General features: G+C 37.4%; 18 protein-coding genes. 4 read left to right on the top strand and 14 right to left on the bottom strand.

Annotated elements, in window-relative coordinates; all coding sequences use genetic code 11:
- Positions 1 to 21: 21 nt before the first annotated feature.
- From RHP56_RS02490 to RHP56_RS02460, 7 genes are all read right to left on the bottom strand, one after another.
- A complete protein-coding gene (locus RHP56_RS02490; RefSeq protein WP_102753113.1) occupies positions 22 to 1,794 on the bottom strand; it encodes an oleate hydratase in 1,773 nt (590 codons plus the stop codon).
- Positions 1,795 to 1,936: 142 nt separating this feature from the next.
- Positions 1,937 to 4,471 carry a M1 family metallopeptidase gene (locus RHP56_RS02485; RefSeq protein WP_462794724.1) on the bottom strand — a complete coding sequence of 845 codons (2,535 nt, stop codon included), beginning with the start codon at positions 4,469 to 4,471 and terminating at the stop codon, positions 1,937 to 1,939.
- 81 nt (positions 4,472 to 4,552) lie between these two features.
- A complete protein-coding gene (locus tag RHP56_RS02480; RefSeq protein ID WP_011679339.1) occupies positions 4,553 to 5,497 on the bottom strand; it encodes a phosphoglycerate dehydrogenase in 945 nt (314 codons plus the stop codon).
- A gap of 1 nt (position 5,498) precedes the next feature.
- Positions 5,499 to 6,461: a sugar kinase gene (locus RHP56_RS02475; RefSeq protein WP_011679338.1), complete on the bottom strand. Its 963-nt coding sequence runs from the start codon at positions 6,459 to 6,461 to the stop codon at positions 5,499 to 5,501.
- 21 nt (positions 6,462 to 6,482) lie between these two features.
- Positions 6,483 to 7,760, bottom strand: a complete 1,278-nt coding sequence (locus tag RHP56_RS02470; protein ID WP_011679337.1) for a hypothetical protein — start codon at positions 7,758 to 7,760, stop codon at positions 6,483 to 6,485.
- A gap of 15 nt (positions 7,761 to 7,775) precedes the next feature.
- On the bottom strand, positions 7,776 to 8,519 hold the full coding sequence (locus RHP56_RS02465; RefSeq protein WP_011679336.1) for a sugar phosphate isomerase/epimerase family protein: 744 nt from the start codon (positions 8,517 to 8,519) through the stop codon (positions 7,776 to 7,778).
- Between the two features lie 10 nt (positions 8,520 to 8,529).
- A complete protein-coding gene (locus RHP56_RS02460; protein WP_010286019.1) occupies positions 8,530 to 8,784 on the bottom strand; it encodes a hypothetical protein in 255 nt (84 codons plus the stop codon).
- Positions 8,785 to 8,903: 119 nt separating this feature from the next.
- Here RHP56_RS02460 and RHP56_RS02455 point away from each other — a divergent pair, with 119 nt between their 5' ends.
- Together RHP56_RS02455 and RHP56_RS02450 are read left to right on the top strand one after the other, a co-directional pair.
- Positions 8,904 to 9,893 (top strand): LacI family DNA-binding transcriptional regulator, encoded by a 990-nt coding sequence (locus RHP56_RS02455; RefSeq protein ID WP_041775228.1) that lies wholly within the window; start codon positions 8,904 to 8,906, stop codon positions 9,891 to 9,893.
- Positions 9,894 to 9,946: 53 nt separating this feature from the next.
- Positions 9,947 to 12,034, top strand: a complete 2,088-nt coding sequence (locus RHP56_RS02450) for a cation:proton antiporter (protein ID WP_084014725.1) — start codon at positions 9,947 to 9,949, stop codon at positions 12,032 to 12,034.
- 43 nt (positions 12,035 to 12,077) lie between these two features.
- Here RHP56_RS02450 and RHP56_RS02445 read toward each other — a convergent pair whose 3' ends face one another.
- The 4 genes from RHP56_RS02445 to RHP56_RS02430 form a co-directional block, all read right to left on the bottom strand.
- A complete protein-coding gene (locus RHP56_RS02445; protein ID WP_102753111.1) occupies positions 12,078 to 12,671 on the bottom strand; it encodes a DUF1054 family protein in 594 nt (197 codons plus the stop codon).
- Positions 12,655 to 13,515 carry a YihY/virulence factor BrkB family protein gene (locus RHP56_RS02440; RefSeq protein WP_102753110.1) on the bottom strand — a complete coding sequence of 287 codons (861 nt, stop codon included), beginning with the start codon at positions 13,513 to 13,515 and terminating at the stop codon, positions 12,655 to 12,657. Before RHP56_RS02440 ends, RHP56_RS02445 begins: the two co-directional genes overlap by 17 nt.
- Positions 13,516 to 13,592: 77 nt before the next feature.
- Positions 13,593 to 14,276 carry a VIT1/CCC1 transporter family protein gene (locus RHP56_RS02435; RefSeq protein WP_004164582.1) on the bottom strand — a complete coding sequence of 228 codons (684 nt, stop codon included), beginning with the start codon at positions 14,274 to 14,276 and terminating at the stop codon, positions 13,593 to 13,595.
- A gap of 14 nt (positions 14,277 to 14,290) precedes the next feature.
- Complete coding sequence (locus RHP56_RS02430) at positions 14,291 to 14,977, bottom strand: VIT1/CCC1 transporter family protein (RefSeq protein ID WP_011679331.1); 687 nt, start codon at positions 14,975 to 14,977, stop codon at positions 14,291 to 14,293.
- A gap of 122 nt (positions 14,978 to 15,099) precedes the next feature.
- Between RHP56_RS02430 and RHP56_RS02425 the strand changes: the two genes are divergently transcribed.
- Positions 15,100 to 15,504 carry a Fur family transcriptional regulator gene (locus tag RHP56_RS02425; protein ID WP_036090040.1) on the top strand — a complete coding sequence of 135 codons (405 nt, stop codon included), beginning with the start codon at positions 15,100 to 15,102 and terminating at the stop codon, positions 15,502 to 15,504.
- Between the two features lie 58 nt (positions 15,505 to 15,562).
- Here RHP56_RS02425 and RHP56_RS02420 read toward each other — a convergent pair whose 3' ends face one another.
- Positions 15,563 to 16,492 (bottom strand): alpha/beta hydrolase, encoded by a 930-nt coding sequence (locus tag RHP56_RS02420; protein ID WP_102753109.1) that lies wholly within the window; start codon positions 16,490 to 16,492, stop codon positions 15,563 to 15,565.
- Positions 16,493 to 16,649: 157 nt separating this feature from the next.
- Here RHP56_RS02420 and RHP56_RS02415 point away from each other — a divergent pair, with 157 nt between their 5' ends.
- Positions 16,650 to 18,461, top strand: coding sequence for a M3 family oligoendopeptidase (locus RHP56_RS02415; protein WP_102753108.1), 1,812 nt, complete (start codon positions 16,650 to 16,652; stop codon positions 18,459 to 18,461).
- A gap of 49 nt (positions 18,462 to 18,510) precedes the next feature.
- Here the strand turns inward: RHP56_RS02415 and RHP56_RS02410 are convergent, their stop codons facing one another.
- Together RHP56_RS02410 and RHP56_RS02405 are read right to left on the bottom strand one after the other, a co-directional pair.
- On the bottom strand, positions 18,511 to 19,251 hold the full coding sequence (locus RHP56_RS02410) for a DUF1003 domain-containing protein (protein WP_102753107.1): 741 nt from the start codon (positions 19,249 to 19,251) through the stop codon (positions 18,511 to 18,513).
- Positions 19,252 to 19,362: 111 nt separating this feature from the next.
- Positions 19,363 to 20,769: an NAD-dependent succinate-semialdehyde dehydrogenase gene (locus RHP56_RS02405; protein WP_102753106.1), complete on the bottom strand. Its 1,407-nt coding sequence runs from the start codon at positions 20,767 to 20,769 to the stop codon at positions 19,363 to 19,365.
- Positions 20,770 to 20,811 lie beyond the last annotated feature (42 nt).

Below are 20,811 nucleotides of genomic sequence, written 5' to 3'. Positions count from 1 at the left end.
CGGACGAGTGCCTGACAAAGTTTATAATAAGTGTGCTTCTGCCAATAATTCTTCTAACCAAGTACCTTTAATTTTCTTAAGTCCAACTTTTTGTATTAGTTTAGGAATTGGCAAATCCATTTCGCTCAGTGGCTTTTTATCATTCATATAGTACATAGCTCGCAATAATTCTCTAATATCGTAGATTGAATTAAAGACTTCTGGTACACCACGCTCAACATCTAGCAAGCTATATACAGCCTCCATAGCAGTCCGTACTGAATATTCCGTAGTAAAGACTGTATCTCGCGAAGGTGACTCAGCAAAGTTTCCAATAAATGCCAAATTGACAGAGCCATCCGGAATTACTTTTGGACGATCACCCATGACACGTGGCATAAAATAACTTGTAATAAACGGCATGTACACTGGAACAGTGTTAATTGATTCTTGCTGTGCTAATTGATTAATTTTACTTTTAGGGACACCTAGGTGGTACAAAAATTCTTGTGTAATTTCTTGACCAGAAGACTCTACAATAGTCTTCTTAACATAGTTACCAGGAACATCAGAATATAGTCCGTAAATCCAAACTGTTGTTTCATTGGGCTTTTGTTGCTTAAAATGTGGTTGACGATGGACAGCAAAACTCATCAACCAGTTTGAATCGGTAATGGTTACAATGCCACCGGTATTGATTTTACCGTCATGCAGATCCCTCTTGGTAAGTCGTTCAATATAGGGATCAATTTCAGTATTTTTAATTGTTGCTGTTGCTGAAACAAACCAACTTTTTGCTGGTAAGTTTTGATAAAACACACTTGGATGACCAAATTCGTCTGATTGTTCAGCTAATTTTTCCCACAAACGCCACGACCCACCGGGTTCGTTTGTCACTGGCGCTGGTTCAAAATGGCTCCCATAGGTCGTACTTTCAGTAATGGAACCGTTCGTTATGAAAACTAAATTATTTGCTGTAAGCTGTTTAGTTTCTGGCTTCCCTGCAACAGTGAGCTGTAGCTCCTTGACAACTTTATTGCCGTGATCAAAATTCACCATGACATTATCAACCGTAGAATCAAACTGTACGTCAACACCATGATCTTCGAGATACTTGATCAAAGGCAAGACCATCGAATCATATTGATTATATTTATTGAACTTCAATGCAGAAAAATCCGGTAACCCATCAATATGGTGAATGAAGCGCATTGCATAACGTCTCATCTCGATCGCTGAATGCCACTTTTCAAAAGCAAACATTGTTGCCCAATATATCCAAAAATTGCTTTTGAAAAAGTCTTCTGAAAAATAATCTTCAATCGTCGTTGTGCCTAATTTTGCTTCAGGCGTCATAATCAATTTAATAATTTCTTCAGATGATTTACCTAACGTATAGTCACCGTCGTTTGGCACACGATTTCCACGATCGTAAATCAACCGACAATTTGATGAATTAGGATCATCCTTATCCAGCCAATAATACTCATCAAGGTAAGAGGCTCCAGGGATTTCCAATGATGGCACTGAGCGATATAAATCCCATAAACACTCAAAATGACTTTCCATTTCACGGCCGCCACGTGTGACAAAACCAACATTAGGTCGTTGAATACCATCCAATGAACCACCAGCCAGTGGGAGTTCTTCAAATATATGAATTGACTCTCCCTTCATATGACCGTCACGAATAAGAAATACTGCAGTAGCCAATCCTGCTAGCCCCGAACCGACAATATATGCTGATTTCTGATCTACGTTCTTCGGCTTGCGTGGTGTTGCAAATGCTTCATAATTACCATTGCTATAATACATCGTGATCCCCTTTCTAATAGAAAACGCTTTCAATACAACCCCATTCTACTCTAAGTCGGTATTAATTAGCAATTCAAAAGGATTACCACAAAATGATTTATATCAAAAAAGCAAACATATAACCGTTTGCTTTTTAACTAGTTTATTTTATAGCCTCAGAAATGGCTTTATTCACACCATCCTTTTCAGCTGCGATTAAATCAACACGGCTTGAGATTACTTTAATGTCCATAGTAATTTCCCGTGTTAATCCAGGCGTATTCAACTTAGGTTCAAAGAACGCCTTAAATTCAGCTAGTCGCTCTGGTGTATGGAACACAATGGCAATAACAGTAATATACATCGTAAATTCCATGTCACCACCGATCGTGTCTTCTAGCCACTGCCACTGCTCACGAACCCAATCCCAGACTAACTGCTGACTTTTATCATTAACTAGCAAGCCATAGACCCAACCACGGAGATCTTGCGGTTTAATCGTGTCAGCGTCCTTTAGCTGATCAATCAATTTTACAATTAAATCTGGCTTTAGGGTACTAGTTAAGGCCGAACGTAAGTCAGCTTTGTAATTAGCATCAGAGGATTTTCGGTAAGTAGTTAACAGTTGTTCAAACAATGACGTGTTGCCAAAGTGCTTCAATTCATTGGCGAGTACGAAGTGACGAATATCAGCAGATAGGTTTTGTAGATTATCACTGTTTTTCTCAAATAATTCATGAGCCGTTGCAATTGTATCAGGATTTTCTGCATACAAAGAAGCATTCAAAACATAAGGACGTGTGAGCTGATTGTCGTATGATTCACCGCTTTGACCGGCCCAGCCCAAGCATTTTACTTGTTTTCTACTTAGTACATCATAGAATTCCTTCAAAGCTTTTTCTTCAGCTGAATTTGGTGTAACAAATTTCTTCAAGTCTGAAAGAATACTATATAGTACTGCATTAACCAACATGGCATCTTTGTGCGCAAAATTGACCAGCAGTGGCACGATATCAGCATAGGTAATTTGCCTACCATCAGCTAGCAAATGTAGATCCTGAAGAATTTGTCTTTGCGAAATATTATCCAATTCATCAAGATGTTCTAAAATATCTTTTAGTAATTGGGCATCATATTTAACAATAAAATGCGAATCATTACCGTCATTCAGCCTAAAAGGTGTGCCAACTGATTCACGTAATTGAGCATAATCACCAATCACTACACGCTTACTGGATAGTATTTGGGGTGCCACATCATAGTTACTGTTTAAGGGTATTTGCCACTGACGGTCACTTTCTTCGTATTCACCAATGAAAAACTGTTCTTGAGATATGGTTAACTGGCCATCAATAACTTTTGCTGAAACCACTGGATATCCTGGTTGTTCCAACCAAGAATCCATCACTGCTTTAATATTTTGACCTGAAGCTTCACCCAAAGCCTCCCACAAATCAGCTCCTGCTGCGTTTGCATAGCGATGACGAGCAAAGTATCTTTTTAGTCCTTCACGTAAAGCCTTATCCCCAATCAAAGAACGAACCATCACCAACAGTCTTGCCCCTTTGGCATAAACAATTGCTGGATCAAATAAAGCATCAATATCAGCTGGGTGTTCTACTTGAGTGTGGACTGATTGTACGCCATCTGTGCTATCTCTCTTCAATGCTGAAACAACATCACTTGTTTGGAAGCTTTCCCAAATGTGCCAATCAGGCTCAATGGCATCAATTGCCACATACTCCATCATATTAGCAAAGCTTTCATTGAGCCACAAATCATCCCACCATTTCATCGTGACTAAGTCGCCAAACCATTGATGCGCTAATTCGTGAGCAATAACTGTGGCAACAATTTGTTTGGTATTCAACGCTGAATTTTCAGGATCAAGCAATACATAAGCTTCACGATAAGTTACTAATCCCCAGTTTTCCATTGCTCCTGCAGAGAAATCAGGCAAGGCTAGTTGCCAAGAATGTGGTAATGGGTAAGGTGTCTGATAAAAATCTTCGAAAAACTCAATCGATCGTTTAGCAATGTCTAGTGCAAAATCCAATTCTTTGGGAGCATGTGCCTTGGTAGAAAATACACCAACTTTTACCCCTGTGTTAGTAACCGTTTGCTTACTTTGTAATTCACCAAAGGCAAAGGCCACTAAATAAGTTGACATCCGCACTGTTGTATCAAAATAATGTACGCCATTTTCTGTGCGTATCTCTGGCATATTGGCTAAAATTGTTTCATTTGGTTGTTCATCAAACTTGATTGATAAATCAAATGTCGCTTTAGCTTCCGGTTCGTCCACACTTGGAAAAGCTTGACGAGCAAAACTTGTTTCAAATTGTGTACCGATAATTTGTTTTTTAACACCATCTAGCTCGTAATACGAAGGATAAATCCCCATCATTGTGTCGGTTAACGTCGCCTTATAAGTCACAGTGATATCTATCTGACCAATAGTTTCTGTCGAAATTTTAATCAAATCAGCGTTATCATCAATGACAAAAGGAATCTCTTTTTCATTAATGTGAACAGACTGAATTTGCAAATTTTTTTGATGTAAGGCAATATTGTTGACTAGTGCATTACCACTAATCTTTGTTCTACCATTAAACTGTTTCGTCTCACGATTAATATCTAAATAGATATCATAGTGTTCAGGTTGAAAATTATTATAAAGCCGTGTGAATTGTGTCATGTTTTCTCCTGTAATCTATTAGAATAGCTACATTATACACCTTGAAATTAAAAAACGACTTTTAATCAGTCGTTTTTCTAGTTATTTACCAATTTTATTCACAGCTGATTCTGGGTTCTTGCCAGATAATACCCGAACAATGTCATTGGTTGCATCAACCGCCATACGCGCCTTAGTTTCAACAGTATTAGAAGCAATATGTGGTGTGAGCAAAACATTTTCCAATGCAACTAATGGGTTTGTAACAGGCAATGGCTCTTCTTCAAAAACATCTAAAGCCGCACCAGCTATCTCACCCGATTTCAGAGCCAAGACCAAGTCAGATTCAACCAGAATAGAACCACGAGCCATATTAATTAGAAATGCGTCATTTTTCATTAACTTAAACTCATCTGCGCCAATTGAATGCTGAGTCTCAGGTAATGCCGGCAAATGGACCATCACATAGTCGGCAGTTTTAAAAATCGTTTCACGATCAACCAATTCAACACCAGGCACATCCTTGGCAAAGGGATCAAAGGCAATGACCTTAACATCAAACCCACTTAATTTTTTAGCAACTTGCTGACCAATACGACCAAATCCTAAGATACCAACAGTTTTCCCTTCAATATCACGGCCTGGGTGTGCCTTTCGATAATTCCAATTATCATCATGAATTGCTTTTGAATCTTGATATAAGTTCTTGCTGATAGCTAATAACTCAGAGACAGCCGTTTCAGCAACTGATCCTGATAAAGCTTTAGGTGTGTTCACAACATAGATACCGCGCTGGGTTGCAGCATCCACGTCAACAGCATCATAACCAACGCCGTTACGTGCAATAACCTTTAAATTTGGCATAGCGTCCATTATATCTGCATCAAACTTTTGTGTACCAATCAATACAGCACTTGCCTCTACCCCTTCAGCCTTCATCTTTTCATGATCACGACCAGAACCAACAACTACTTCTAATCCTGCTTCTTCAAGAATCTTTTTCCCAACTGCTGGAATATCATCTGGTAAGAATACTTGTTTTGTCATATTATGCCTCTTTCTTATTATCTGCCAAAAATGCTTCTAGTTCTTCCTGTGTTGGGTACCCATCGTTGTCACCCGGTGTTTGAACTTGTAGAGCACCTACAGCGTTCCCCCGTCTTACAGCATCTGCCATGGTCAATCCTTCAATCAAACCGGTAATCAAGCCAAGCGCAAATCCATCCCCTGCGCCAACAGTATCAACGACCTTTTCAACCTTAAACCCATTAACAATGTAACTCTCACCGCTCTTGTTTTTGACATAGGCTCCATCAGAACCAATTTTGACAACGACAGTTTGTGTGCGGTCACTATTATTCAGATAAAAATCGGCGATGGTCTCTGGGTCTCTTGATCCAATTAGGATTTCACCTTCATCAATACCAGGTAAAACAATTTCACCATATTTTGCTAAATCATTGATCGTTTCAATCATCACTTCTCTAGACTCCCATAAAGCAGGGCGTAAGTTTGGATCAAATGTTGTTCTAATACCATGATCAATTAATTGTTCAGCAAAATAACGGAATGCTTCACGTGCTTGAAGCGAAATTGCGGGGAAAATCCCTGATAAATGGGCTATCTTTACATCGGAAAAATCAACTTGATCAATTAACGATTTGTCAAAGTGTGCCGCAGCTGAATTTCTGCGAAAATTAAAAGTTGATGGATCTCCTTGATCAACTAATTCTTTTAACTGAAACGCCGTCCAATTGCCTTCATCTGTAGCAATATAATGATTACCAACATTATAACGCGCTATTTCCTTAATCGTAAATTGACCCAACGGATCTGCACCAACCTGAGAAATGTATTCCGTGTTATGACCTAATCGAGTAGCACCGATCATGACATTTAGTTCAGCACCACCCAAAAATTTATAGTAATTAATACTATCAACTAAACCCTTATTTAAGTCGGTGGAAGCAAACGTCACTACCGGTTCACCTAATGTTAAAATTTCACTCATCTTGTTTCTCCTAACTCCTTTTTAATGTCCAAAAAAGCCATAAACCAATAGTTCGTTCACAAACGATACTACCCACATCACTGGTATGCCCATTTTTAAGTATTCCTTTGTTTCCAACTTTGAATAAGTTAGCGCCCATGTATTCCATGACTGTGTTAAATCAATGGAAACTGCCATAATACTTGCCGTGTAAAGAAGTGGTAGCAAAAATATTGGTTGGAAAGTACCTGTAGCAGCTAAAACTGCCGCCGTAGCCGCTCCGGCACCCCAAACATGCAAAGGTCCGCGGAACAAAGCCAATGGTGCTAATATACCAATGGCAATTGCCAAAACCAATGGACTACTTGGTAAAATAACTTCAATCATGCTTTTAAAATGGGGCACGTTCATAGTAGCTGCGCCGGCAAACATAACCAATGCCATCAAGAATATGATCAAACCAGAAATATCATTGATTGCTTGTGAAACTGTTTTGTTGATAAAAGCAACTAATCCTTTATAAGATTTCATTTGCCCTGTCAATAACAACGCAATAATAGTTGCCAATAACAGAGCAGGAATAGCATCCCAATGGAAGAACATATTCAAGGCCACCGGTAAAACAGGGATGATAAATGTAATTGGATGCGTTTTCTGGAAGGTTGCTTGTTTACTGTCATCAATTGTTTCAATTTCACCATTTTTGATGCTTTTACTATTAAGCAATATGAAGACAATAACGCCTAATAATTGAACCCCCATGGCTGCTAATCCAAAAATCAAGTATTTTCCCGAAAAACTAACTGACGGGAAGAACGCTTTTATTTGATTAAATAGGACTACGTTAATGTACATTGGCGCACCAATAGCCATTGTGAATGCTGGAATGGCGACCTTTTTAGGGACCCCAATCGACAACAAGATTGGAATTAATATAACACCAATGGCGATAACCGAACCAACGCCGTATGCCGACGAGAAAATCAATGCTGTGACGAGCACAACTAATATCGTTGCAAAAATAGGCGCTTTTCGTCCAACTCTTTCAGTCTGCGCCGAAATGGATCCAGCTATACCAGAATCAACTAGTACACGACCAAACCAAGAACCAAAAACAATGTAAATAATTGTTGGTCCATAATTCAATGCTGGCTCTGCAATAACCTTTTGAACAACTTGGTCGAAAGGTACCAGCCCAATAACAGACCAGAGAAGCGCCATTACAAAGAAACCAATAACTAAATTGCCACCCTTAACAATGTAATAGATAAAGCCTACAAATGTTAGTAAGAGCAAAATACTAATAATTATATTAGTCATAAGTCTTACACCCCTTTAATTAAAGATGGCGAGTGCCTGAACGCCATCTTGTATAACTTTGTCATTAACTGTTGGATATTCAACCGCTACGGGAACGTTGCTTGGCAAGATGTTCAAAATTGATTGCCATGCAATATCTCCTTCATTAAGCGGTACGGTTACCAAATTATCACCGTGTCCTTGATCATCTTTAACATGAATATAGCGTACATACTGTGTTAGTTTTTCAGCTGCCACAACTTCGTCTTCACCAACATAACGCCAATTACCCATATCATAAACATAGCGAATATCTAAATTATTTTCGGTAACAGCAGACATAAACTTTTCAATCGCTTTTATTTTTCCCGAAACTTGGGTTTGATCATTTTCAATATTTGTTTGAATGCCGCGCGCTAATAATTGGTTTAATTCAGACACATCTTCCGAAGATAACGTTTCGAAATCTCCAATATTAAATTTAATTGCATAAATGCCAAGCGCCTGTGCTTCATTATAGTATTGTGCCAATTTTGGATTAAGACGATGGTTCACAAATACCTCATCTGGTACGGAATAAAATAACCGCAACTTGTTATCAACTGCATATTGTGCAATGGCTGGAGTTTCTTTAACAATGTCATCAAAGTACTCCCGTCGTAATTCAACCGATGAGACACCGAAAGACACAGCTTTTTTTAACATTTCAAGTTGTTGCATTCCCTTCTCATGATCATTCATGAATACTAAATTATTTAAAACAATTTGTTCTTTTCTCATTATCCGCTCCTCAATACTTGTTTAGTTCTGTTACATGTTTCAATAACTCGTCAAATCCTAAATCTGATAGATTAGGTTGTGACCGATCAAAGTTTTCGCCTTCAATTTTATTAAATTTTTCAACTAGAAAGTAAGCAGATAGATAGGCCGCAAGTTGTTGTTTAGCCATACCCTCAAGATTTTTAGCATCAAAATTTAGTTTAAAAGATTCAAGAAATTGTAACGCAAACTTTTCTGGATCAATATGTAACTGCTCTTTTTCCATTTTTCCATCCCTTTATTTTTATTACGTGTATCGTTTTCGGAAACCGGTTTACATGATATATTGTAAACGCTTCCAAATATTTGTCAACCCCTTTTTTTAATTTGTCGTATAATGTTCTCATGAGTAAAAAAGTGACCATCAACGTTATAGCTGAAATGGCAAGGGTTTCAAAGACAACTGTTTCCCGTTTTTTAAACGGGAAATTTGATAATATGTCAGAAGCAACAAAAGAACGTATTGCTGAAACAATTGCTGAATTAGATTATCATCCTAGTCGCCAAGCACAAGCCTTAAAAGCCAAAAACTCTCTGTTAATCGGTATCTCTGTAGCAGATATTTCCAATATGTATACCTCGCGTCTTTTAAAAGGCATCAGTGATTATTTTCAAAATACAATCTATCAAGTTTTGATTATGGACGGCGACAATTCAATTGAACGTGAATATAGTAATTTGGAAAAGATGGTCACCGAAAGGATCGACGGTATTATCTTACAACCATTGGTTCACCAACCTGATCACTACCAACTATTAATTGATGAAAATATCCCCGTTGTTCAAGTTGATCGTTATACTGAACCATTTACTTGGCCAGCAGTGGTATCGGATAATTTTCAAAAATCACTAGAAGTGGCAGATCTAATGAAATCAAAAAATTACGAAGAAATTATTGTTTTATCCAATCATATCAACGGTGTGTCTAGCCGTATGAATCGCTACAATGGCCTAAAAACTGGTATTGAAAACACAAATATTACAATTAAACTAATCGAAATTGATGACAATAAGGACTGGCAAAACACACTACAATCCATGCTTGAATCACCCACAAAAAAAGCGCTGTATGCGCTCAATGGACAAGTCTTGTGGGAAATTGTTCGATTTTTAAAGAAACATCATATTGCTATACCTGATGATGTTGGTGTAATTGGTTATGATGATGACATGTTTGCTGACATGATTTCACCCGAAATTACTTCTGTATCACAAAACCCCCAAGAAATAGGTCGAACGGCTGCAGCCAACTTAATGCAGATTATGAATGATAAAACCACTTTGTCCAAAACAATTCGAATCCCGTCAACAATCCAAATGAGAGAATCTCTTTGACTAGAACTATTGTAACCATGTAACCACTAAAACTTCATTCTTAAGGAGGATATATGACAGCACTATATACATTAGCTTTATTGTTAATCGGTGTGATTGGTACTAACCTAATTAAACAATTCTTCCCCAAAATTCCGGAACCATTCATCCTAATTATTGTTGGTATTTTCCTGTCATTTACACCGATATTTCAAAATTTCGAACTTGAACCTGAGTTTTTTATGCTAATGATTATTGCACCGTTAATGTTTCTAGATGGACAAAAACAATCATTTTCTAAAATAAAAAAACGTTTTTCAATTATCTTTCTCCTATCAGTAGTCCTAGCTGTGGCCACCGCAATCGTTGTTGGCTTAATAGCTAATCGCGTGGAAGTACAGTGGACATTACCATTAGCAATTGCTCTAGCTGCAATTGTTGTGCCTACCGATGCTGTTGCCGTCAAATCAATGACCTCGTCAGTTGATATGCCCAATGGTGTGGGCGAGGCTCTTGAATTGGAATCACTATTCAACGATGCAACAGGACTAGTTTTATTAGACTTAGCCCTATCCGTGCTTGAACAAGGAAAATTTTCTCTCATCGCAGGCATTGGTCACTTCTTGTTTGTTGCAGTTGGTGGTGCGCTAATTGGTGTGATTACTGGTTTCCTACTCGTCACTATCCGAACCAATATTACTTTCAGAACCGTTAGCCCAGAAACAACGATCATCCCGATTAGTCTCTTAACCCCGTTTATTGTTTACTTTTTAGCAGAATCATTTGGCACTTCCGGTATCTTAGCCGTGGTTGCTACTGGTATTGTGCACAATTGGGAATCTAATAAGCTTCGCTTAACATCGACACGAGTACAACTGACTTCCAACACTATTTGGGAATCAATATCGAATGTCTTAAATAGTATTGTTTTCATTATTTTAGGTATTTCTTTACCGATTGTTTGGCAAGAAATTATTCATATGGGCTTAGTTGGAATCATGCAACTATTAGGTTTAAGCATCTTAATTTATATTGCTATGTATGCTGTGCGATATATTTGGGCATTTCGCGAAGACAACCAGTCGGCTAACACTTTCTTTGACAGCCACAGCAATCCCAAACAACATCGTTTTTTGTCCCATATATTCGCCATCAGTGGCGTACATGGAACCATGACGCTAGCCATGGCATTTTCTTTACCGTTAACTATTGCCAATCATGCTTTCCCTTATCGTGCTGAACTTATTGTAGTTGCCACTTTGATTATCTTAATTAGTATGTTAATGAGTGCAATTATTTTACCTATCGCCCTACCAAAGAAAGCGGTCACCTATACCAAGACTGACCTTGAAAACACACGTAACAAAATGGTTGACTATGCCTCATTAAAGGTTTCTGAGACTACTGCAAACCCAGCAGTTCGAGAGGCAATTATGATACAATTACAGTCGCAAAAAGGCTGGTTAAACGACAACCATTCAACAAGAAATTATAATTCTCAAAAATATAATAGTTTGCTAAACAACACGAAAGATTTTATTATTCATTATCTCCACAGTGACAGTGTTGAACAAAAATACAGTTCTGAAGTAATTGATGCATATGAAAAAATTCTTAATCGTCTCAAAATCAGCAGTTTTTTCCAACACAGCCCCCTACAAAGATTTTTTCACTATGTAAAGGCAAGATATCGTCATATAAAGTGGCACGTCCGAAATGGCCAAATTACGAAAAAACAACGGCTAAAGGGTCGTAAAAAATGGGCCAAAGAGCATCAAGGTAGTGCACAACAATGGCAAAATATTCATGAAGGATTACTGCTATTAAATAACGACGTCATTGGTGAAGTTAATCAGCACTTGGATAATCTCTTACGTAATAGTTTAGAGAATGACACTGATGACCACCAATACATTAGTTATGTTCGTCAAAGATTTGATCGTTATTTTAATTTAATAAAACGTGAATATAATCAAGAAACGCCAACTATCAACAGTGATTTATATATTCAAGCATTTCAATTTGAATATAATTATATTCAACAAGCCAGCTCGACAGGCATTATTCCCAATACACTGGCAGCCGTACTATACAATGAAATAAATGAAGCCCAAACGCTAGAGTTACAACAAATTAACCAGATAGAAGCAATGAATTCTTAAAAAAATAATGGCTAGACTTAATATTCAAGTCTAGCCATTATTTTTATTTAATTTTTTCGTAGATTGGTAACAAATTTTTCATTGCTAGAACCAAGGTATCTACAATGCCATCGCCATCCCAAAGTTTATCACCACGTTTTATTTCTACTCCAATCAATACCTCACTATGCTTAACCGATTCATAACGTTCTACTGAATCGTCATATTGTAATAATGAGTATGTCTTGTTTACCATGTGATCTTGACTTAATCGGTATGAATCTGGTAATTCTCTCACTAACGGGCTCACCTCACGCAATTTTTGAGTGATTACGTTAGTTTGAGCAGGTTTCATATTTTCTTCAACAGCAAGATAAAAATAAACATTATCTTCCCACATGCCTAATTCAAAATGTGGTAACATTTTATAACCGCGCTTATTTGGCGCAAAGGCTACCCACGTATTATCCGGCGCATAAGTTGTTCTTCGTAAATGCTTAGCTACATGTGCATACCATTCTTGCCCATTTGTATTCAATATAGGCAACACAATCGACGCAAACTCTTCAAACTTTGGATCAATAATCGTTCTTATTTTTTCCATTCGACCATTTAACGTTTTGTCTTCAAAAATATCAAAATCACTGTTTCGAAACATCTTCTTTCCTCCAATTAATGACCGATAACCATTTGATGACTACATAACCTAATACCAAAATTGTAGCAATCAAGTTTAACCAAATCAGCATAGCAATCATAGAACTCACGGATTGATAAAAATCATATTTCCCCAAAGCAAATTGAGCGTAAAACGTGAATCCTCTATTCAAGAGATTCAACATCACTAATTCAAGAAAACTGCCAACTAAAACAAAACGAAATGGTGCTCGAGCGTCTTTTGCCGGCAGAAAAAAATTCATCATGACTAAAGCCAGCCAAATACCCAACCATATAAACCAACGCGTTTGATGTTGTAAAAAGTTAGTCCATTCTGAATACGGCAAGTGCTGAATGACGATGGTCAAAACATTGCTACCAACCATTAACAAAGCAAATAATGTCAAAATAAACAACAACCATATAAATGAAAAAGCTCGTGTGAACAAACTATTAATGTGTTCTTTAACGTCTGCAATGGCATTAAATGATTGACGAAAGACCGCAATCACACGTGAAATCGACCAAATCGTAAACAGGACGGAAAAAGAAAGTAGCGAAGTACTTCTTGATGATAAAACGGATTCCATAATTGGAATCACAATATTCTCAATATTTTTTGGTAATACATTACGCATCATTGCTAGTAAATCAGCAGTACTGATGCTCGTGAAAGAGACAATTAAAGCTGCCCCCATCAATATAGGAAAGACTGTTAAAAGTGAATAATAAGCAAATGTCGGTCCAACATAGCCAATTTGTGAGCGCGTAAAAAAAGTAGTTAAAGTTGATATTTTTAATCGTGCATCTAAAACACGCCATTTGTGCATAATTTTCTTATTCATAATACTATTATCTCAAACATAGCCCGTATTCAGCAACATTAATTAAAAATATAACAGATATTGTTAACTTATACTAGTTAGAATATTTTTCCTATGCCAAAGTGGATTGCAATCGTAATAAGACCAATGATAATATTACGAATCACTGCACGCTTAACTAAGCCGTTAGAAATTTTCGCACTAAGAAATCCAGTAAGTGCAACTGCTACTACAGTTGCTGCAATTGTGGCAACGAATTGATACTTTCCTGACACAATTAACAACGTCAACAATGGAAAGGCACCACCTAAAGCTGCAGAAAACAATGATGACCAAGCAGCTGACCATGGACTCATATAGTGTCCTAGTGTAATATCATACTTAACACTTAATACTGTTTCTAAAGGTTTTTTCTGCAACAGTTCATCAGCTATTGCACTTGCTGTTTTTTCAGACACACCACGTTCCATGTAAAAGTCTCGTACACAACGGTGTTGCCCTGGCATATCAGTTTTTAACAATTCTTTTTCAGTTTCAACGGCCACCTTTTCGCTATCTGACTGTGAACTGACAGAGGCGTATTCTCCAGAAGCCATTGATAAAGCACATGACACTAAGTCAGCTAGCCCAGCAATAAAAATTGCAAATTGATTTGTCGTTGCTGCTGCTACTGAAAACAAAACCCCAACAACCGTCAGTATGCCATCATTAGATCCGAGAACCCCTGCTCGAATGGCATTTAATCGTTCATCCATGGTTTCGTGTTTTTTTACTTTTTCCATTTCAGTCCCCTTTTTTATCTAAACAAACTACCGATTAAGAACGTCACAATCATTGTAAAGATACCGGCAATGACATTACGAATTACGGAATGTTTTTTGTTTGCACCATTTACTTGAGCTGCTGCATATCCTGTAATGGCTAATGCTACAATAACAGCAATAAATGTGGCAATTTCTCGCGTTCCCTGAGGCGCTATAGAAATAGCAACCATTGGTAATATTGATCCTATGGGGAAACTAACTAATGACGCCAAAGCAGCGTGGCCAGCACTTAATTCTTGGTTTAAAGAAAATCCATAGCGTTCGCGGACAGATGTGACCAAGGGATCTTTTGACATCATCTCCTGCGTAGCTTGTTGAGCTAACGTTGATGATATACCTGTCTCTTCATATTTTTTTTGTACAAATTCAAATTCGCCATCGTAATCATTTGCAACAGCCCGAGTTTGAATTTGACGCACTTTTTCTTGTGCATCATGTTGAGAATTGACCGAAACATATTCCCCCATTGCCATCGACACAGTTCCAGCTAACATACCAGCAAACCCCGCTAGTAAGATTGTATCTGTGTGACTAGTAGCACCTGCAACACCTAAAACGATACCAGATACTGATAAAATACCATCATTGGCGCCCATAACTGCTGCACGAATAATATTATTTCGCTGCATAAAGCTTGTTTTTTCAGATTTTTCAGACATAACTTCCCCTTGTTGTTAGAACTATTCTAATGAACATTCTAACTCATCTAGTTTCATAAATCAAGTTATTTGGAACAATTCTACATATCATGATATAATAGTAATAAATATGGAGGATTCTTATGACTGATCAAAAATTGCGTACAATATTGCAAGAACACGGTTTAAAAGCTACGTATCAACGAATGGCCGTTTTAGAATATCTCGCTACAAATAAAAACCACCCCACAGCAGAAATGATTCACGAAGATTTAAATAATATTAGTTTGGCAACAGTTTATAACACGCTTGATAAATTAATTGAAACTGGATTAATCATCGCTATAGACATTCATGATGATGGTAAGCGCCACTTTGATTATTATGGTGAACCACATTATCACATCATCAATCAACAAACTAGTGAGATTATTGATGCAGATAATTTCGATATGGCTCCTTTGTTTGACGCAGCACGTAAAGCTAGCGGTTTAAATATTACAGGATATCATATTGAGATCTTTGGGGTTAATCCAGAAGATTCGTAGTGTTTCTGATATTAACTTTGTTCCAAAAAAGGATCAACTCATTAATGAGTTGATCCTTTTATTTATCATATTTTTCCAAAAATGCTTTTATTTTACTTCTATAAGCGACTGGGTAGTCATGAAAACTTTGAACATGTTTTGAGCCCTTGGTAATCCATAACTGCTTTGGTCCTCTAGAAGCGTTGTACAGCGGGTAAACCATTTTGGTTGGCACAAAAGTGTCGGCCCCACCTTGAATGAAAAAGGTTGGCCGCGTGTTTTTTTCAACTTGTCTCAAAGGACTAGCTTCCTCATATGAGTATCCGGCCCGTACCTTCGAGATACCCGAAACCACATTAACAAGTGGAAACCATGGTAAGCCATACATATCTCCTGCTTCATGTTTAATCTCTTCTATAACACTTGTGTAGGACGAATCAGCAATAATTGCTTTCACCTGATTCGGTAAATCATTTTCACCAGAAGTTGACAACACAGTAGCAGCACCCATGCTCATACCATACATGACAATATCTGATTTTTGACCATTATTTTCTAAAATTTGATTCAACCAACCGATATAGTCTCGCCGATCTAACCAACCGTAGCCAATCATTTCACCCTGTGAATCACCGTGTGCACGATTATCTGGAATTAATACGTTGTAGCCCAACTCATGGAATAGCTCACCATATATGGCCATCGTCGTTTTATTGTTGTGCCAGCCGTGAGCCAGAATAGCTGTTTTACCTGTTTTTTTCTCAGCAGGTACGTACCAAGCAATTAGTTTCAAATTATCAGATGTTTTTTGTGTCCATGTTTGCTTTGCACGAGACAAAAAATCATGTTCGTAGTGGTAAAGTGAATTTGTTTTAGCACGTAATTTGTCTGGCTTATCTGCTGCTACATCGCGGACCTCAGCAACATGAAAAAAATACATACCAGCTGATAACAATAAAATAGCAATAAAAACCAAACAACCAATTAACCACTTATACTTTCTTTTCATAAATCACTTTTCCTTATAATCAATCCATAAAATTGTACGCTAATTTTGGTTATGGAGCAAATAAATTATGATTAAAATTGAAGTTTAATAAATTATTATCCCTAGAATTTCATTAAGAATGGTATCATAAATTATAAAGAAAGCGAGGTATATTAACGTGACCTACTCACAAAAATGGAATTTAGAAAGTATATTCCCGGGTGGTATAACTTCACCACAACTCACTCAAAAATATGATCTTATCGCAAAGCAAATCAATGATTTTACTGATATGATAGCCGATTACAGCCTCGCACAGGATAAAGATTTCACGGTGTTGGCTGATTTAGCTGATTTAGCACAAAATATTGGTGCTGGAATTGGTACTGCCAATATTTTTGTTAATGGTTGGTCGTCTGTAGATTATGGTAACAGTGTTTATGCGCCTCATTTTAATAAATTAGGAAACTTATGGGTTTCTTTCTCATCTCCTTTAAATGCTTTTCAAAAACTACTTTCAAAATTAGATGATGAAACATTTGAAAAAGCTATCACTACTAGCCGTCTTGCACCAATTGCTTTTTACTTAACAGAGTTGCGTACTGATGCTAAACGATTGTTGGACGATAAAACAGAAACGTTAATTAACAAATTTGATCTTGATGGACAGCAAGCTTGGTCCCAGCATTATGACACAATATCTGCTTCATTATCGATGAGCTATACCGATGAAAACAATAAAACTCGTCAAATTTCCGCTGGACAAGCTTTGAACATGTTAGATGGTGAACCCGATAATGAGGTGCGGGCTAACCTCATGACAAACTATGAAAAAATGTGGGCAAAAGCTGAAAATTTAACGAGTGATACATTAAATCATTTGGCTGGATTTCGTCTAACCAATCAAGAAGCTCATGGTCGTCAATCACACTTAGAACAGCCACTGGAGCTCAACCGTATGTCTCGCGGAACTTTGGATGCTATGTGGCAAGTTGTAGATGCTAACAAGAGTATGTTTAAACCATATTTTGAACGTAAAAAGCAATTACTCGGTTTGAAATCCATCGGTTGGCAAGATCAAGTCGCGCCACTAACCAACATCGGTGACTACAAACCATCAGATGTTTCTTATGATGACGCTGCTAAATTTATTATCGAACAATTTGGTAAGTTTTCACCTAAGATGGCAACGTTTGCTCAAAAGGCTTTTGAGAATAATTGGATTGAATCAGAGAACCGTCCTGGTAAACAACCAGGTGGTTATATGGAATCTGTCCCAGATTTACACGAGTCTCGAATATTTCTAACCTACACAGGTTCAGTAAATGATGCTGCGACAATTGCGCACGAACTGGGTCACGCATTTCACTCTGCGCAGCTAACTGACTTACCATTTTGGCGTGATGCCTATGCTATGAACGTTGCCGAAACAGCCTCGACTTTTGCCGAATTGATTGTTAATGACGCTAACGTAAAAGAAGCAACAACAGATGCCGAGAAAATTGTATTATTAGATGCAAAAATGACTAATCCTATTGCTATGTTTTTAAACATACATGCCCGCTTCTTATTTGAAGATTCGTTTTACACAGAACGTAAGCATGGCCTAGTGACACCACAGCGTCTCAATCAACTAATGGATAACGCGCAAAAAGAAGCTTTTGATGGTATTTTAGATGTCCGTCATCCCCACTTCTGGTCATCAAAACTGCACTTTTTCATTGATTCTGTGCCATTTTATAATTTTCCTTATACATTTGGTTATTTATTCTCATCAAGCATTTACGCGCAAGCACAAAAAGATGGTGACAATTTTGAAGAAAAATATATTGCCTTGCTACGTGACACTGCTAATATGACTTCAGAAGAATTAGCAAAAAAGCATCTTGGTGTTGATCTAACGAAGCCGGAATTTTGGCAGACTGGTGCCGATTTGGTTAAAAAAGATATTGACGAATTCTTGTCACTTTCTAAGCAATTTATAAAATAAAAATAGACAGAACAAAAGGCCTAAAGTGTATCACACCTAGGCCTTTTTATTAGTCAACATTTTTAATTTTTTGGTGACTATGTAACTCATTGACCTGTTTTTGTAATTCTCCAAGCATTTTTGTCTGCATTTTTTGAATTTCAAATAAATCGGGGTTATCTTTTTGAATAATACGGTCAATTTTAGCATGCAGTACCCTCATCTCCTCCTCGGTCTTTAAATTCACATGGTAATCATTATCCGCGTGCAATCTGTCATAATCAGATGATCGATTCTGACTCATTAGTATTAACGGCGCTTGTAATGCGGCCACCATACTCAAAAATAAGTTTAATAATATAAAAGGGTAGGGATCAAAATGCATGTTGAACAATTGAAAAACATTGGTGATGATCCACATAATCATTGCACAAATGGACACGATAATAAATCCCCAACTACCGCCAAAATGTGCGACATTATCTGCTATTTTTTGGCCAAATGTATAGGATTCTCTTTGATGCTTATTCACATTAACAACTTTAAAACTTTTATCTGTCAATATGTGCGTTAGTTTGTTATTAATATGTTTGTTTGTTCTATGCTTCTCCAATATCATTTTATCGATTTTTTCTAAACGGTATTGAAGCAAATGATCAAAGCAAATAAAATCTGCCAACATGCTGTCAGGAAAATCATGCTTTATCTTTTGTTGTAGTTCAATATCTAGTTCTGCCAGTAAGACACCATCGACAACATTCTTTTCTTCACCATCCACAAAACATATAAAACTTCTTTGCATACTGGTCATTATTTATCCTTTCCAACCAAGTTCTCAATTTGAAGTAACGAAAAACGATTAAATCTCAGCATTATTCGAGATCTAATCGTCTAACCAGTAATAACCGGCATTTAGTAATTTTTAAACAAATCCACCAAAAGCATTATCTAAATCAATTGGTTCCTTTTTAGTAACAATAAGTTCCTTGTTCACAAAGGTTTCGATACCAAAGCGTCCTAGTTCACGTCCATAGCCAGAATTTTTAACACCACCAAATGGTAACTCAGGTAATGTTCCACCAAAACTATTCACATAAACCGCTCCCGTCTCAATACGAGAAGCAACTTCCGTCGCATGCTCAGGTGAACCACCAAATACCACGCCCGATAAGCCATAATTAGAATCATTAGCTAGTGTAATTGCCTCTTCTTCATCTTTCACTTTGTAGACTTGTCCAACTGGACCGAAGAACTCTTGATAATAAGCTGGGTTGTCTTTTGTAATACCAGTTAAAATAACGGGATCAAACAGTGCAGCTGGTTTATCTTGGACAACACTACCATATTCAAGAGTAGCACCGGCATCAACTGCCGCTTTCACTTGTTTGGTCAAGTTTTTCTTAGCCTTGCTGGTACTTAATGGTGCTAATGTCGTATCTTCCAACAATGGGTCGCCTAGTTTTGCTTCAGCAAAGGCATCTTTTAACATTGTAAGTACCGCATCATAATTTTTTTCGGTTACAATAAACCGTTTAGACGAAGTACATACCTGTCCTGCATTGTACAAACGAGCACCCCCGATAATCTTTTTAATCTCAGATAAATCGGCATCATCCAGAACAATGAATGGATCACTTCCACCAAGTTCAAGCGAACTTTGTTTCATATTTTTACCAGCTTCGGCAGCAATTAATTGTCCGGCACGTTCTGAACCAGTTAACGCCACTCCCTGTACACGATCGTCAGCAATAATTTTATTCACTTGATCGTAATCAATGAATAAATTAGCAAACGCACCAGTAGGTGCACCAGCACGTTCAACAATTTTTTCAAATTCTGATGCAGCCATTGGCGTATTGCTTGCATGCTTCAAAAGCATTGGGTTTCCAGCTATATAATTTGGTGCAAATACACGAATAATTTGATAGCAAGGAAAATTCCATGGTTCAACCATCATCAATACCCCAGTGGGGCGCGAAATTACTTGCGCATCCCCCATCGAGGATTTGATTGGTTCTGGCTTAAGGAAATCTGCACCATTTTTGGCATAGTAACGAGCAATTGAAACACTTAATGCTACTTCACCTTGAGCCTCGACAAATCGCTTACCCATTTCAATAGTAAGTACCTTAGCTAAATGATCAGCATCTTCTTCCATCAAGTCAGCAATTTTGTTTAATATCTCTGCGCGACTACTAGCCGGGTCATTGCGCCACTTTTTATACAATGCATGACCTTCGGCAATTGCCTTCTCAACATAAGCGTCATCATGATTGTCAAATGTTTGAATAACTTCGTCGTTAAAGGGATTAATTGTTTGATAGCTCATTTTATTCGACCTTTCTTCAATTAACAAATTACATTTCTGTTC

It is taken from the genome of Leuconostoc sp. C5 (assembly GCF_056530425.1).
Note: the sequence above shows the minus strand (reverse complement) of the source record. Positions and strands in the feature narration are given on the sequence as shown.

Excerpts from the sequence above, each read along its gene's own strand:
- RHP56_RS02490 (WP_102753113.1), bottom strand. The coding sequence starts at position 1,794 with ATGTATTATAGCAATGGTAATTATGAAGCATTTGCAACACCACGCAAG.
- RHP56_RS02485 (WP_462794724.1), bottom strand. The coding sequence starts at position 4,471 with ATGACACAATTCACACGGCTTTATAATAATTTTCAACCTGAACACTAT.
- RHP56_RS02480 (WP_011679339.1), bottom strand. The coding sequence starts at position 5,497 with ATGACAAAACAAGTATTCTTACCAGATGATATTCCAGCAGTTGGGAAA.
- RHP56_RS02475 (WP_011679338.1), bottom strand. The coding sequence starts at position 6,461 with ATGAGTGAAATTTTAACATTAGGTGAACCGGTAGTGACGTTTGCTTCC.
- RHP56_RS02470 (WP_011679337.1), bottom strand. The coding sequence starts at position 7,760 with ATGACTAATATAATTATTAGTATTTTGCTCTTACTAACATTTGTAGGC.
- RHP56_RS02465 (WP_011679336.1), bottom strand. The coding sequence starts at position 8,519 with ATGAGAAAAGAACAAATTGTTTTAAATAATTTAGTATTCATGAATGAT.
- RHP56_RS02460 (WP_010286019.1), bottom strand. The coding sequence starts at position 8,784 with ATGGAAAAAGAGCAGTTACATATTGATCCAGAAAAGTTTGCGTTACAA.
- RHP56_RS02455 (WP_041775228.1), top strand. The coding sequence starts at position 8,904 with ATGAGTAAAAAAGTGACCATCAACGTTATAGCTGAAATGGCAAGGGTT.
- RHP56_RS02450 (WP_084014725.1), top strand. The coding sequence starts at position 9,947 with ATGACAGCACTATATACATTAGCTTTATTGTTAATCGGTGTGATTGGT.
- RHP56_RS02445 (WP_102753111.1), bottom strand. The coding sequence starts at position 12,671 with ATGTTTCGAAACAGTGATTTTGATATTTTTGAAGACAAAACGTTAAAT.
- RHP56_RS02440 (WP_102753110.1), bottom strand. The coding sequence starts at position 13,515 with ATGAATAAGAAAATTATGCACAAATGGCGTGTTTTAGATGCACGATTA.
- RHP56_RS02435 (WP_004164582.1), bottom strand. The coding sequence starts at position 14,276 with ATGGAAAAAGTAAAAAAACACGAAACCATGGATGAACGATTAAATGCC.
- RHP56_RS02430 (WP_011679331.1), bottom strand. The coding sequence starts at position 14,977 with ATGTCTGAAAAATCTGAAAAAACAAGCTTTATGCAGCGAAATAATATT.
- RHP56_RS02425 (WP_036090040.1), top strand. The coding sequence starts at position 15,100 with ATGACTGATCAAAAATTGCGTACAATATTGCAAGAACACGGTTTAAAA.
- RHP56_RS02420 (WP_102753109.1), bottom strand. The coding sequence starts at position 16,492 with ATGAAAAGAAAGTATAAGTGGTTAATTGGTTGTTTGGTTTTTATTGCT.
- RHP56_RS02410 (WP_102753107.1), bottom strand. The coding sequence starts at position 19,251 with ATGACCAGTATGCAAAGAAGTTTTATATGTTTTGTGGATGGTGAAGAA.
- RHP56_RS02405 (WP_102753106.1), bottom strand. The coding sequence starts at position 20,769 with ATGAGCTATCAAACAATTAATCCCTTTAACGACGAAGTTATTCAAACA.